This window comes from Citrobacter freundii complex sp. 2025EL-00176, from assembly GCF_053309355.1.
Map to the genome: position 1 here is coordinate 248,692 of NZ_JBRYHT010000002.1, position 13,406 is coordinate 262,097.

The 13,406-nt window shown below is 53.2% G+C and carries 12 protein-coding genes; 4 read left to right on the forward strand and 8 right to left on the reverse strand.

The window, feature by feature from the left end:
• Positions 1-139 precede the first annotated feature (139 nt).
• Positions 140-2,173, forward strand: coding sequence for a methionine--tRNA ligase (gene metG / locus ACVXHP_RS08290; RefSeq protein ID WP_079223487.1), 2,034 nt, complete (start codon positions 140-142; stop codon positions 2,171-2,173).
• Positions 2,174-2,381: 208 nt separating this feature from the next.
• Positions 2,382-2,840, forward strand: a complete 459-nt coding sequence (locus ACVXHP_RS08295; protein ID WP_316130125.1) for a YehR family lipoprotein — start codon at positions 2,382-2,384, stop codon at positions 2,838-2,840.
• A 44-nt stretch (positions 2,841-2,884) separates the two neighbouring features.
• Here ACVXHP_RS08295 and ACVXHP_RS08300 read toward each other — a convergent pair whose 3' ends face one another.
• From ACVXHP_RS08300 to ACVXHP_RS08310, 3 genes are read right to left on the reverse strand one after another with little or no spacing between them, the layout of a single operon-like run.
• Positions 2,885-3,355: a YehS family protein gene (locus ACVXHP_RS08300; RefSeq protein WP_137397488.1), complete on the reverse strand. Its 471-nt coding sequence runs from the start codon at positions 3,353-3,355 to the stop codon at positions 2,885-2,887.
• A 46-nt stretch (positions 3,356-3,401) separates the two neighbouring features.
• Positions 3,402-4,121: a two-component system response regulator BtsR gene (btsR, locus tag ACVXHP_RS08305; RefSeq protein ID WP_200005875.1), complete on the reverse strand. Its 720-nt coding sequence runs from the start codon at positions 4,119-4,121 to the stop codon at positions 3,402-3,404.
• Entirely contained in the window at positions 4,118-5,803 is a 1,686-nt protein-coding gene (locus tag ACVXHP_RS08310; RefSeq protein ID WP_042307365.1) for a sensor histidine kinase, read from the reverse strand. Before ACVXHP_RS08310 ends, btsR begins: the two co-directional genes overlap by 4 nt.
• Positions 5,804-6,028: 225 nt before the next feature.
• Between ACVXHP_RS08310 and mlrA the strand changes: the two genes are divergently transcribed.
• Together mlrA and ACVXHP_RS08320 are read left to right on the forward strand one after the other, a co-directional pair.
• Positions 6,029-6,760: an HTH-type transcriptional regulator MlrA gene (gene mlrA / locus ACVXHP_RS08315; protein WP_042307362.1), complete on the forward strand. Its 732-nt coding sequence runs from the start codon at positions 6,029-6,031 to the stop codon at positions 6,758-6,760.
• A gap of 199 nt (positions 6,761-6,959) precedes the next feature.
• Positions 6,960-7,067: a protein YohO gene (locus tag ACVXHP_RS08320; RefSeq protein ID WP_003027354.1), complete on the forward strand. Its 108-nt coding sequence runs from the start codon at positions 6,960-6,962 to the stop codon at positions 7,065-7,067.
• Here ACVXHP_RS08320 and ACVXHP_RS08325 read toward each other — a convergent pair.
• From ACVXHP_RS08325 to bglX, 5 genes are all read right to left on the reverse strand, one after another.
• Positions 7,048-7,779 carry an ABC transporter permease gene (locus ACVXHP_RS08325; protein ID WP_447571265.1) on the reverse strand — a complete coding sequence of 244 codons (732 nt, stop codon included), beginning with the start codon at positions 7,777-7,779 and terminating at the stop codon, positions 7,048-7,050. The two genes, ACVXHP_RS08320 and ACVXHP_RS08325, sit on opposite strands and share 20 nt — an antisense overlap.
• Positions 7,763-8,710: an ABC transporter ATP-binding protein gene (locus ACVXHP_RS08330; RefSeq protein WP_447571266.1), complete on the reverse strand. Its 948-nt coding sequence runs from the start codon at positions 8,708-8,710 to the stop codon at positions 7,763-7,765. Before ACVXHP_RS08330 ends, ACVXHP_RS08325 begins: the two co-directional genes overlap by 17 nt.
• Positions 8,703-9,869, reverse strand: coding sequence for an ABC transporter permease (locus ACVXHP_RS08335; RefSeq protein ID WP_316130630.1), 1,167 nt, complete (start codon positions 9,867-9,869; stop codon positions 8,703-8,705). Before ACVXHP_RS08335 ends, ACVXHP_RS08330 begins: the two co-directional genes overlap by 8 nt.
• 15 nt (positions 9,870-9,884) lie before the next feature.
• Positions 9,885-10,802, reverse strand: coding sequence for a glycine betaine ABC transporter substrate-binding protein OsmF (osmF, locus tag ACVXHP_RS08340; RefSeq protein WP_200005870.1), 918 nt, complete (start codon positions 10,800-10,802; stop codon positions 9,885-9,887).
• Between the two features lie 223 nt (positions 10,803-11,025).
• Positions 11,026-13,323: a beta-glucosidase BglX gene (bglX, locus tag ACVXHP_RS08345; protein WP_447571267.1), complete on the reverse strand. Its 2,298-nt coding sequence runs from the start codon at positions 13,321-13,323 to the stop codon at positions 11,026-11,028.
• Between the last annotated feature and the right edge of the window lie 83 nt (positions 13,324-13,406).

Below are 13,406 nucleotides of genomic sequence, written 5' to 3' on the forward strand. Positions count from 1 at the left end.
AATACAATAGTCACCAGGTAGTTTACTCCAACCGCAACAATTATTCATTTACGGATAAATGCCCTTATCGCTTGGCGCAGTAATTACCATTTTGGTACTATCAAAGCCCTTTTCACTACAAAAGAAGTAATTGCCCACTATGACTCAAGTCGCGAAGAAAATTCTGGTAACGTGCGCGCTGCCGTACGCCAACGGCTCTATCCACCTCGGCCATATGCTGGAGCACATCCAGGCTGATGTCTGGGTCCGTTACCAGCGAATGCGCGGCCACCAGGTAAACTTCATCTGCGCCGACGACGCCCACGGTACGCCAATCATGCTGAAAGCACAGCAGCTTGGGATCACGCCAGAGCAGATGATCGGTGAAATGAGTCAGGAGCATCAGACTGATTTTGCAGGTTTTGACATCAGCTACGACAATTACCACTCTACGCATAGCGAAGAGAACCGCGAGCTGTCTGAGCTGATTTACACACGCCTGAAGGAGAACGGTTTTATTAAAAACCGCACTATCTCCCAGCTGTACGATCCGGAAAAAGGCATGTTCCTGCCGGACCGTTTCGTTAAAGGCACCTGCCCGAAATGTAAGTCTCCGGATCAGTACGGCGATAACTGTGAAGTCTGCGGCGCAACCTACAGCCCGACCGAACTTATCGAGCCGAAATCCGTTGTTTCTGGCGCAACCCCAGTGATGCGTGACTCAGAACACTTCTTCTTTGACCTGCCGTCATTCAGCGAAATGCTGCAGGCGTGGACGCGCAGCGGCGCGCTGCAGGAGCAGGTCGCCAACAAAATGCAGGAATGGTTTGAATCCGGCCTGCAGCAGTGGGATATCTCCCGCGACTCACCGTACTTCGGTTTTGAAATCCCGAATGCGCCTGGCAAGTACTTCTACGTCTGGCTGGATGCGCCAATTGGCTATATGGGGTCGTTCAAAAACCTGTGCGACAAGCGCGGCGACACCACCAGTTTTGATGAGTACTGGAAAAAAGACTCCGACGCCGAGCTGTATCACTTCATCGGCAAGGACATCGTCTACTTCCACAGTCTGTTCTGGCCTGCCATGCTGGAAGGCAGCAACTTCCGTAAGCCGACCAACCTGTTCGTACACGGTTATGTGACGGTGAACGGCGCGAAGATGTCCAAATCTCGCGGCACCTTTATTAAGGCCAGCACCTGGCTGAAGCACTTTGACGCCGACAGCCTGCGTTACTACTACACGGCGAAGCTCTCTTCACGTATTGATGACATCGACCTGAACCTGGAAGACTTTGTCCAGCGCGTTAACGCCGATATCGTCAACAAGGTGGTTAACCTGGCCTCCCGTAACGCTGGTTTTATTGCCAAGCGTTTTGACGGCGTGCTGGCGGCTGAACTGGCCGATCCGGCACTGTATAAAACCTTTACCGATGCCGCTGCAGTCATTGGCGAGGCGTGGGAAAGCCGTGAATTCGGTAAAGCTATCCGTGAAATCATGGCGCTGGCTGACGTGGCAAACCGCTACGTTGACGAACAGGCCCCGTGGGTTGTGGCTAAACAGGAAGGCCGCGACGCGGACCTGCAGGCAATTTGCTCGATGGGCATCAACCTGTTCCGCGTGCTGATGACTTACCTGAAACCGGTACTGCCGACGCTGGCTGAACGCGTTGAAGCCTTCCTGAACAGCGAACTGAACTGGGATGCTATCGAGCAGCCGCTGCTCGGTCACAAGGTCAACACCTTTAAGGCGCTCTACAATCGTATCGACATGAAACAAGTTGAAGCGCTGGTTGAAGCGTCTAAAGAAGAGGTGAAAGCCGCAGCCGCACCGGTTACCGGCCCGCTGGCGGACGATCCGATTCAGGAAACCATCACCTTTGACGATTTCGCCAAAGTTGACCTGCGCGTAGCGTTGATTGAAAACGCCGAGTTCGTAGACGGGTCTGACAAACTGCTGCGTTTGACGCTGGATCTCGGTGGCGAGAAGCGTAACGTCTTCTCCGGTATTCGTTCTGCTTATCCGGATCCGCAGGTCCTGATTGGACGCCAGACCATCATGGTCGCCAACCTGGCACCGCGCAAAATGCGCTTCGGTATTTCCGAAGGTATGGTGATGGCGGCAGGTCCTGGCGGGAAAGATATCTTCCTGTTAAGTCCTGACGAAGGCGCAAAGCCTGGTCAGCAGGTGAAGTAAGACCGATCAAGCGCTGCAATGGCAGCGCTTTTTTTATGCGTTAGCTATTCCCCTAATCTCAAACTCGTCCCTTCACTCCATTTTCGGACTGCTCAACCATCGCTGATTAGATTTATTCTATACTGCTTTGCTATTAAGGTCGTACGGGCCCATCTAATTCATGGGCGCTATTATTTAGCATCAGATATTCATGAATATGGAGTTTTACATGACAGCGTTACAAAAATTATTTTCACTCATCGCGGCATCGATTCTGGTTTTTTCCCTCGCGGGATGTGGCGATAAAGAAGAGACGAAAACATTCAATGCCAACCTTAACGGTTCTGATATTACGGTCTCTTACACCTTTAAAGGTGACAAAGTTCTGAAACAAACATCAGAAAGTAAAATCAGCTATGCGTCAGTCGGGGCCAGCAATAAAGAAGAAGCAGCAAAAGTATTCGACGCCTTAAGCGCTAAATATCAAAATATTCCTGGCATAGAAGAAAAGCTCACCTATTCAGACACCTATGCGCAGGAAAACGTCACTATCGATATGGAAAAAGTCGATATAAAATCGTTGCAGGCAATTTCCGGTATGAAGCTGTCTGAGAGTGCCGATAAAAACATCAGCATGAAGCAAATGCAAACGGTAATGGAAGCGGCGGGTTTTAAAGAAGTGAAGTAAACCGTCGGCGACCCGACGTTAATCGTGGTCGCCCGTTTTTCTCGTTATGCTTTCGCGCTATGCACGCGTGAGGTCAAACCGCGCAGGAAATAACGCAGGAACTGATCGCCGCATTCGCGATAGTTTTTATGATCCGGCGCGCGCATCATGGCGGTAATTTCCGGCATCGACACGCGAAATTTCTGCTCGGTCATAATGGCCAGAATATCATCGGTTTTCAGCGAAAAGGCGATACGCAGCTTTTTCAACACCGTATTGTTATTAACACGACGCTCAAGCGCCAGTTCCGGTGCTGAATCATCTTTCCCGCGCAGATGATAAATCAGGCCGTTTAAAAACCCGGAAAGAATGATATCCGGGCAGCGCACAAACCCGTCTTCATCTTCTTTTGTCATCCAGGTATCAAAACCCGCGGAGGTGGATTCCATGTCAGCAAGCGCAAGAATACGCACCATGTCGTTATTGTTCGCTTTCAGGGTGTAGCGCAGGCTACGAAGAATATCGTTACTTAGCATAGAGCCTTCAACAGTCGGTGATGCAATGGCGCGCAGTGTATCAGTTTTACAGTCCAATCGCCTCTTTTAGGCTTTTAAGATAACGACGACTCACCGGCACGGTCAGCCCGTTACGCAAAATCAGCTCGGCCTGGCCATTATCTTCCAGTCGGATTTCCTGCAATTGCGCCATATTCACCAGATATTGGCGGTGGCAGCGCAGTAGCGGCGTACGGCTTTCCAGCGTTCTGAGCGTCAACTCTGTGAACCCTTCTTTGCCATCGCTACTGGTGACATACACGCCGCTCATACGGCTGCTGATAAACGCCACATCATCCATTTGCAGCAAATAAATACGGCTATGACCGCTGCACGGAATAAACTTCAGCGCCTGCTGATGCTCGGGCAGTAGCGATACATCTTGCTTCGTGCGTTCCTGACGTAAACGGCTCAGCGTTTTTTCCAGCCGCGCCTCTTCAATCGGCTTGAGCAGATAATCAAACGCGTGTTCTTCAAAGGCTTTAACCGCATACTCATCAAACGCGGTCAGGAAAACAATGTATGGGCGATGTTCGGGATCAAGCATACCGACCATTTCCAGACCGCTGATACGCGGCATCTGAATATCGAGAAACAGGACATCCGGGTGCAGTTTATGTACCGCGCCGATGGCTTCCACCGCATTCGAACATTCTCCGACAATCTCGATGTCGCTTTGCTCCTGCAACAGGATCCGCAGATTCTCCCGCGCTAACGGTTCATCATCGACAATCAGCACTTTGATCATGCCTGTTCCTCCAGAGGAAGTCGTAAAGTAATTCGGGTAAAGCGGTCAGGTTCGCACGCTACGCTGATGCCAAAATCATCGCCAAACCGCTCGCGCAGTCGCTTATCGACCAGATTCATACCCAACCCGCTGGCCTCAGACGTTGGCTGATACAGCCCGGCATTATCTTCAATATCCAGCATCAGATACTGCCCTTCGCGACGGGCGGTAATCGACACCTCTCCGGTATCCAGTAGCTGAGAGGTACCGTGCTTAATGGCATTCTCCACGATGGGCTGCAGGGTAAAAGCCGGTAATTGCTGATACGAAAGTTCATCAGGCACCGTTAAGGTCACCTGCAGACGTGACTGGAATCGCGCCTTTTCAATTTGCAAATAGGCGTTCACGTGCTCAATTTCATCGGCCAGTGTGACAATCTCCGACGGGCGTTTTAAGTTTTTGCGAAAGAAGGTCGACAGGTACTGCACCAGTTGACTGGCCTGCTCGCTATCGCGGCGGATCACAGCTTTGATGGTGTTGAGCGCATTGAACAGAAAATGGGGATTCACCTGGGCATGCAGGAGTTTTATTTCCGACTGCGTCAGCATCGCTTTTTGCCGCTCGTACTGTCCGGCCAGAATTTGCGCCGAAAGTAGCTGAGCGATCCCCTCCCCCAATGTGCGGTTGATCGAGCTAAAGAGGCGGTTTTTTGCCTCATACAATTTGATGGTCCCCATCACCCGCTGGTTTTCACCCCGCAGCGGAATCACCAGCGTTGAACCTAATTTGCATTGCGGATGCAAAGAACAACGGTAAGGAACTTCATTCCCGTCGGCATACACCACCTCTCCGGTTTCTATCGCCCGTAGGGTGTACGACGACGAAATCGGTTTACCAGGCAGGTGGTGATCGTCACCAATGCCGGTAAATGCCAGCAGCTTCTCACGATCGGTAATCGCCACCGCGCCGATATCCAGCTCTTCGTACAGCACCTGAGCCACCTTCATGCTATTAACCTCGTTGAACCCCTGACGCAAAATACCTTCCGTCGAGGCGGCAACTTTGAGCGCGGTGGCAGAAAAAGCCGAGGTATATTTTTCAAACATCGCTCGTTTATCGAGCAAGATACGCATAAACAGGGCGGCACCCACGGTATTGGTGACCATCATCGGCGCGGCAATATTGCTGACCAACCGAAACGCATCATCAAACGGACGCGCAATTAATAAGATAATCAGCATCTGCACCAGTTCGGCCACAAAGGTAATGGCGCCCGCCGTCAGGGGGCTAAAGACTTTATCGGTACGACCGCGACGGGTGAGCACGCTGTGCACCAGCCCGCCGAGTAAACCCTCCACAATGGTCGAAATCATGCAGCTTAGCGCCGTCATACCGCCCATTGAATAACGGTGCAAGCCACCGGTCAGACCGACTAAACCACCGACTACGGGACCGCCGAGCAGTCCGCCCATCACCGCGCCGATAGCACGCGTGTTAGCAATAGAGTCATCAATGTGCAACCCGAAATAGGTGCCCAAAATGCAGAAAATGGAAAAGGTGACATAGCACAGCAGTTTGTGCGGGAGCCGGATAGTGACCTGCATCAGCGGGATAAACAAACGCGTTTTGCTCATCAGCCACGCGATAACGAGAAACACGCACATCTGCTGAAGCAGCAGCAACACCAGATTAAACTCGTACATACGCGCCAACCACACATCACTTAAAAGCGCGTAACATACATGGGCTGCGCGTAACTTTCTTTGAAGTGTTGCAAAAAAACAGGAATTTGTGAGAACGATCACTCGAAAGCGCGAGCATGACGGCAATCTCACCCCTTCCTTGATCAAAAAACAGACAAAACTACCTGGTTCGTAAAAGAGCGTCTAAAGTTAAACTGGGACCTCGCAAGCAAGAGTGAGACAACGATGGCGCTTTACACAATCGGTGAAGTGGCTTTGCTTTGTGATATCAACCCTGTCACTTTACGTGCATGGCAGAGGCGTTACGGATTACTCAAACCACAGCGGACAGACGGCGGACATCGCCTGTTTAACGATGCGGATATCGACAGGATCCGTGAGATAAAACGGTGGATAAACAACGGCGTTCAGGTCAGTAAGGTGAAAATGTTGCTCAGCAATGAGAACATTGATGTACATAACGGCTGGCGCGAACAGCAAGAGACGCTATTAAGCTATTTGCAAAGCAATAATTTGCATAGTCTGAGAATGTGGATCAAAGAGCGCGGCCAGGATTATCCCGCACAAACGCTCAACACCCATTTGTTCACACCGTTACGCCGCCGTCTGCAGTGTCAGCAGCCGATCCTCCAGGCGTTACTCGGGATCCTTGACGGCGTCCTCATCAACTACATCGCGATATGTCTGGCCTCGGCGCGCAAGAAACAGGGTAAAGATGCGCTGGTTGTCGGCTGGAACATTCACGACACCACCCGCTTATGGCTGGAGGGTTGGGTTGCCAGTCAGCAGGGATGGCGCGTTGACGTTTTGGCCCACTCACTGAACCAACTGCGACCTGAAATGTTCGAAGGTCGAACCTTACTTGTCTGGTGCGGCGAGAACCAAACGCCCGCTCAGCAACAACAGTTGAGTGAATGGCGGGCGTTAGGTCACGATATTTATCCACTCGGTATTTAGAGCCTGGCCCATTAGGGCTATTTTGCTTGCCATTTCGAACCAGGGCAGTGCTCAGAATCCTCACGTACTACATGTACGCTCCGGTTCTTCCGCGCTGGCCGTGTTCAAACTGTCTGCGCCAATAACACCTACTGCACCAGGCTCTTAATATTTCATTAACAACCGTGTACAATCCTTAGATTCACATAAGGAGTGCATAATGAGCGCAGCTAAAATCGGTGTCATAACCCTCTTCCTGCTGATGGCTATCGGCGGTATCGGCGGAGTCATGCTGGCAGGCTACACCTTCATTTTACGTGCCGGGTAAGGTAGCTCGCTAATCGCTCAAATCCGCGATCGACAATCACTGCCGCCAACGCGACCAGCAGCGCCCCCTGAATCACATACGCGGTATTGAATCCGCTAAGTCCGATGATTATCGGCGTACCCAGCGTGTTCGCCCCGACGGTTGAGGCTATCGTTGCGGTGCCGATATTAATAATCACCGACGTGCGGATCCCCGCCAGAATAACCGGCGCCGCCAGCGGCAATTCCACTTTACGCAGGCGCTGCCCGCGACTCATCCCCATTCCGCTGGCGATATCCATGACGCTGGCAGAGATGCCTCCCAGTCCCGCCAGGGTTGCCTGCAGGATAGGTAACACGCCATACAGGATCAGCGCGATGACCGCCGGCTCAAGACCAAATCCCATCACCGGCACGGCAATCGCCAGCACCGCGACGGGAGGAAAAGTCTGCCCCACGGCGGCGATAGTTTCCACCATCGGCCTGAACTCTGCCCCCCAGGGCCGGGTTACCGCAATCCCGGCCCCGGTGCCGATGAGTACGGCAATAAGACTCGATATTCCCACCAGCGCAAAATGACTCAGCGCCAGCGCCGTAAAACTTTCCTGCTGATACACGGGACGCGGTAACTCTGGAAACAGCGAACTAAACAGGGCCTGACTGTGCGGCAACCCGACCAACAGGATCAGGAACAGGACAACCAGCCACAGCAGTGGATCAGCAAGACGTTTCACGGGGCGGTATCTCCGAAAGCAGATCGCGAAAGTGAAGCGTACCGCAGGACACGCCCTGCGGCGTCACAACCGGCAGGACATCGCACCCGCGCGCCACAAACATCGACAGCGCATCACGCAGCGTCATTTCAGCCACCAGCGGCTCACCGTCTGAATGTTCGCCGCGACGGATAAAATCACCCACCGTACGCAGCGACAGTAACCGCACGCCCAGTTCGCTGCGGCCAAAGAACGTTTGTACGAAATCGTTCGCTGGCGCGGTCAGCATCGACAGCGGCGTCCCTTGCTGCACGACCTTACCCGCGTCCATCAGGACCAGATGTTCCGCCAGCCTCAGCGCCTCATCAATATCATGCGTCACCAATACGATGGTACGCCCCAGCAGACGATGAATACGGGTCATCTCCTGCTGCAACGCACCGCGGGTGACGGGATCCAGCGCGCCAAAAGGCTCATCCATCAGTAGCACCTGCGGATCTGCCGCCAGGGCGCGCGCAACCCCGACCCGCTGCTGCTGTCCACCGGAAAGCTGATGCGGATAACGGTGACGCAAATTCGCCTCCAGCCCCAACAGCGCCATAAGTTCATCTGTGCGATCATCAATACGCGAGCGCGACCACTTTTGTAAGTGCGGCACGGTGGAGATGTTCTGCGCGACGGTCCAGTGCGGGAACAAACCGATAGACTGGATCGCGTACCCCATACGCCGCCTTAACTCCAGAACCGGCAGACTGCGGATCTCTTCCCCCGCAAAACGAATCTGCCCGCTGTCATGCTCGACCAGTCGGTTGATCATCTTCAGTGTGGTAGATTTCCCGGAACCCGACGTGCCAATCAGCACCGAAAAGCTCCCCTCCGCCAAATGCAGATTAAGGTCATCGACGGCTTTTTGCTGACCGTAGGTTTTACTGACATGACTAAATTCAATCATTCTTCGTTCCCTTCAGCAGCGCTAGCCCTAAATCAAACAGCGCATCAATCAACACTGCCAACACAACTACCGGGATCACGCCCAGCAGCACTAAATCAACGGCGCTACTGAGCAATCCCTGAAAGACCAGCGCACCAAAGCCCCCGGCGCCGATCAGCGCGGCAATCACCGCCATCCCTACCGTCTGGATCATCACCACCCGTAAACTGCGCAAGAAGACCGGCAGCGCCAGCGGCAACTGCACCGAGATAAACCGTTGACGCGCGCTCATCCCCATCGCTCGGGCGCTTTCCAGTACATCCACTGGAACCTGATTCAGTCCAGCCACGACGCCACGTACCAACGGTAAGAGCGCATACAGTACCAACGCAATAAGCGCGGGGGTCAGGCCGGTTCCCGCAACGCCGAGTGAGCTTAACCAAGGAAAATGCTTAACCAGCCCAGCGAGCGGCGCAATCAACAGGCCAAACAAGGCCACCGAGGGGATGGTCTGGATAATGTTCAGTACGGCGAAAACGGGCCCCTGACGCGAGTCAGAAAAAGAGCACCAAACGCCCAGCGGCACGCCAAGGAATAGCGCGGGTATCACGGTGCCGAACAGAATAGTCAGATGCTGCGCCAGTGCGTCGTTGAAGACATCCTGGCGGTTGGCATACTCTTTAAGCAGAGAAAGATCGTTAAACGTGCCGGACAGTAATAACACTATCGGCATAACAAAAAGTTGCGCATGCAGCACCCATCGCCACAACATCTGACGGGTGATGCGACGAATGGCGTCACTGGCAGCCAGCAACATGAATCCGAGTCCCAACCAGAACCCGCTCCCAAGACTGGTTCTGGCCAACGTACTGCCCGTCTGCGCCAGATACGTTGCCGTTGTACCTGCGGTTACCAGCGCCGCAATCACCAACAGCTGGCTAATAACAAGCGTCAATATATTGCCGGATTTGCCCGACACAAAACTCAGAACAAACAGTAGCAGACATGCCACTGCCAGTCCCCACGCCAGGTCGGGCCTGATATCCCAGAGTTGGCGACCTTCGCCGGAAACCAGGCGATTGGGAGCATAGCTAATGAAAGGAAGCGCAGCTGCTGCGAAGGTCAGAAGAACCAGCAGCAACAGCACCCGATTAACCGAGATATTGGACAAAACACCCACCCGCCGTAAATTCCGTTACTTAACCCATCCTTTTTGCTTCAGATAATCTGCTGCAACTTTTTTTGCATCCAGCCCCTCTACGGCAATGCTGGCGTTGAGCTGTTGGAGCGTTTTCTCATCCAGACTGGCAAAAACAGGCTGCAGCCATTCTTCCATTTGCGGATAGGCTTTGAGTACCGACTCACGCACCACTGGCGCAGGCGCATAAATCGGCTGAACGCCTTGCGGATCGCTTAGCGTTTGCAGCCCCAGCGCGGCGACCGGACCATCGGTACCGTAGGCCATCGCGGCATTGACGCCGGAGGTTTGCTGCGCTGCGGCTTTAATCGTCACGGCGGTATCACCTCCGGCCAGTGATAAAAGCTGATTCTGATTCAGTTTAAAATCATAAGCTTTTTCAAACGCGGGCAGCGCGTCCGCACGTTCGATAAACTCCGCGGAGGCGGCCAGTTTGAAGGTGCCGCCCTCTTTCAGGTAGCGCCCTAAGTCGGCAAGCGAAACCAGTTTATTCTTTTCGGCAACATCCTTGCGGACCGCAATGGTCCACGTATTGTTGGCGGGCGCAGGCGTTAGCCAGACCAGTTTATTTTTCTCTGCGTCCAGCTTTTTCACTTTGTCGAAACCAGCCTGCGCATTTTTCCACGCCGGATCATTCTCATCTTTAAAGAAGAAGGCGCCATTGCCGGTATATTCCGGGTAAATATCCAGCTCACCAGATGTGATGGCGCCACGCACCACTGGCGTAGTACCCAGTTGCACTTTATTGACGGTTTTCACGCCATGGCTTTCGAGCACCTGCAAAATAATATTGCCGAGCAACGCCCCTTCGGTATCAATTTTTGACCCAACCGTAACAGGTGACGCGGCCTGCAAGGGCATACTTATCGCGGCTAACAATGCCAACGACCCTACCCCAAACTTTGAGATTATCATGCTGTGCTCCTCATCCTTTTGCGGCCCTTTTCAGAGACTTGAGGAAAAAGCATAGTCGAAAAATCAGGCCTTAACCTGGCAATTGGGTAGTAACACTGTGGGTTATTAGCAGTAAGGCGATAAAAAAATCCGGCAAACCCAAAGTGAATTTGCCGGATAGCGTTATTTCATAGACCTGATAAGCATTGCGCCATCAGGCATGATGCGTGGCTTTCTTCATCAACTACAGCAGTTCAAATTCACCCTGTTTCACTCTGGCGGAATCCACGCCGATAAAGACGTTAAATTTACCCGGCTCGGCATCGTATTTCATACGCTGGTTCCAGAATTTCAGCGCTTCGATGTCAATCGGGAAGCTAACGGTCTGCGTTTCGCCCGGTTTAAGGTTCACTTTCTCAAAGCCTTTCAACTGTTTTACCGGACGGCTCATGGAGGCGGTCACATCCTGCAAATACATCTGAATCACCGTCGCACCTTCGCGCTTGCCGGTGTTGGTCACCTGGACGCTGGCCGTCACGGTCCCGTCACGTTTCATCGTCGGTGCAGAGAGTTTCACATCCGAAACGGTAAAGGTGGTGTAGCTCAGGCCATAGCCAAAGGGATACAACGGACCGTTTGCCTCGTCAAAATAACGCGAGGTGTACTTATTTGGCTTATCGGCGTTATACGGACGACCGGTATTGAGATGGCTGTAATAGACCGGGATCTGTCCGACAGAGCGTGGGAAAGACATCGGCAGCTTGCCTGATGGGTTGTAATCGCCAAACAATACATCGGCGATGGCGTTACCGCCCTCCGTCCCGGCAAACCAGGTTTCGAGGATCGCATCAGCCTGTTGATCTTCCTTAACCAGCGCCAACGGACGGCCGTTCATCAACACCAGCACCAGCGGTTTGCCCGTTGCTTTCAATGCGGCAATCAGATCGCGTTGGCTCTGCGGAATGGTGATATCCGTACGGCTGGAGGCTTCATGCGCCATTCCCTGTGCTTCACCGACCACCGCAACCACCACGTCAGACTGTTTTGCCGCGTTAACGGCTTCATCAATCATCGCCTGCGGCGAACGCGGGTCAACTTTCACCGCTTCTTCATACAGATTCAGGAAATCGACAATGCCTTTATCGTTGGTGATATTCGCCCCTTTGGCGTATACCACTTTGCCCTGCTCGCCAATGGCATTTTTAATCCCCGTCAGCACCGTTACCGACTGATCGGCAACCCCGGCGGCGGACCAACTGCCCATCACATCACGCTTGCTGTCGGCCAGTGGCCCGACAACCGCCACGGTGGCGGATTTTTTCAGCGGCAAGGTTTCCAGATGATTTTTCAGCAGCACCAGGCTTTCACGCGCCACTTCACGCGCTTCTTTGCGGTGCAAACGGCTTTCGGCATTGGTATCCACCGGGTCAGATTCTTTGGCTCCCAGATGGCTGTACGGATCGTTAAACAGCCCCATATCATATTTCACGTTCAGCACGTGGCGCGCAGCGTCGTCCAGCTCCGCCATCGTCACTTTGCCTGATTTAATCAGCCCCGGCAGGTATTTGCTGTAATACTCATCGCTCATACTCATGTTGATGCCGGACTTGATCGCCACGCGTACCGCATCCTCAGGATCGGAGGCGGTGCCGTGTTTAATCAGTTCCTTAATCGCGCCGTGATCGGAAACGGTGATGCCTTTAAAGCCCCACTCATCGCGCAGCACGTCTTTCAACAGCCAGGCATCCGACGTCGCCGGTGTACCGTTGAGTGAATTAAGTCCTACCATCACCGCGCCGCTACCGGCATCCAGCCCGGCTTTGTACGGCGGCATGTAGTCATTGAACAGACGCTGCGGGCTCATATCGACGGTGTTGTACTCTTTCCCGCCCTCTACCGCGCCATAGGCGGCGAAGTGCTTGACGCTGGTCATCACCGAATAGCGATCGGCCGGGCTTTTCCCCTGCATCGCTTCCACCATGGTTTTACCCATCGTGGCGGTCAAATACGTGTCTTCGCCAAACCCTTCCGATGCCCGGCCCCAGCGCGGATCGCGGGAGACATCAACCATCGGCGCCCAGGTCATATTCAGGCCATCATCGGCGGCTTCATACGCTGAAACGCGACCGACGGTTCTGACCGCATCGAGATTAAAGGAGGACGCCAGACCGAGGCTTATCGGGAACACGGTACGCTGACCGTGCAATACGTCGTAGGCAAAAAAGAGAGGAATTTTCAGGCGGCTGAGTTCCATCACCTGATCCTGCATTTTGCGGATATCCTGGCGCGTGACGGTGTTAAAAATTGCCCCAACCTGCCCGTCTTTGATCATCTCGCGGATGGCTTCTTTCGGATTATCAGGCCCGACGCTGATTAAGCGTAACTGACCAATTTTCTCATCCACGGTCATCTGTTTGAGTAAATCGGTAACAAATGCATCCCGCGCTTCTGGCGTCAGCGGATGGTTACCAAACAGAGTGTCCGCCAGCGCAGGTTGCACCGCCAGACTCACCGCAACACCTACAGAACATAGCCATTTCATGTTGATTCTCTCTTTATTTTTTCCTGACGCGTCAGCGAAAATATAACAAAAACCGCAATTTGCCGTAAGACTAAACGGGAGCG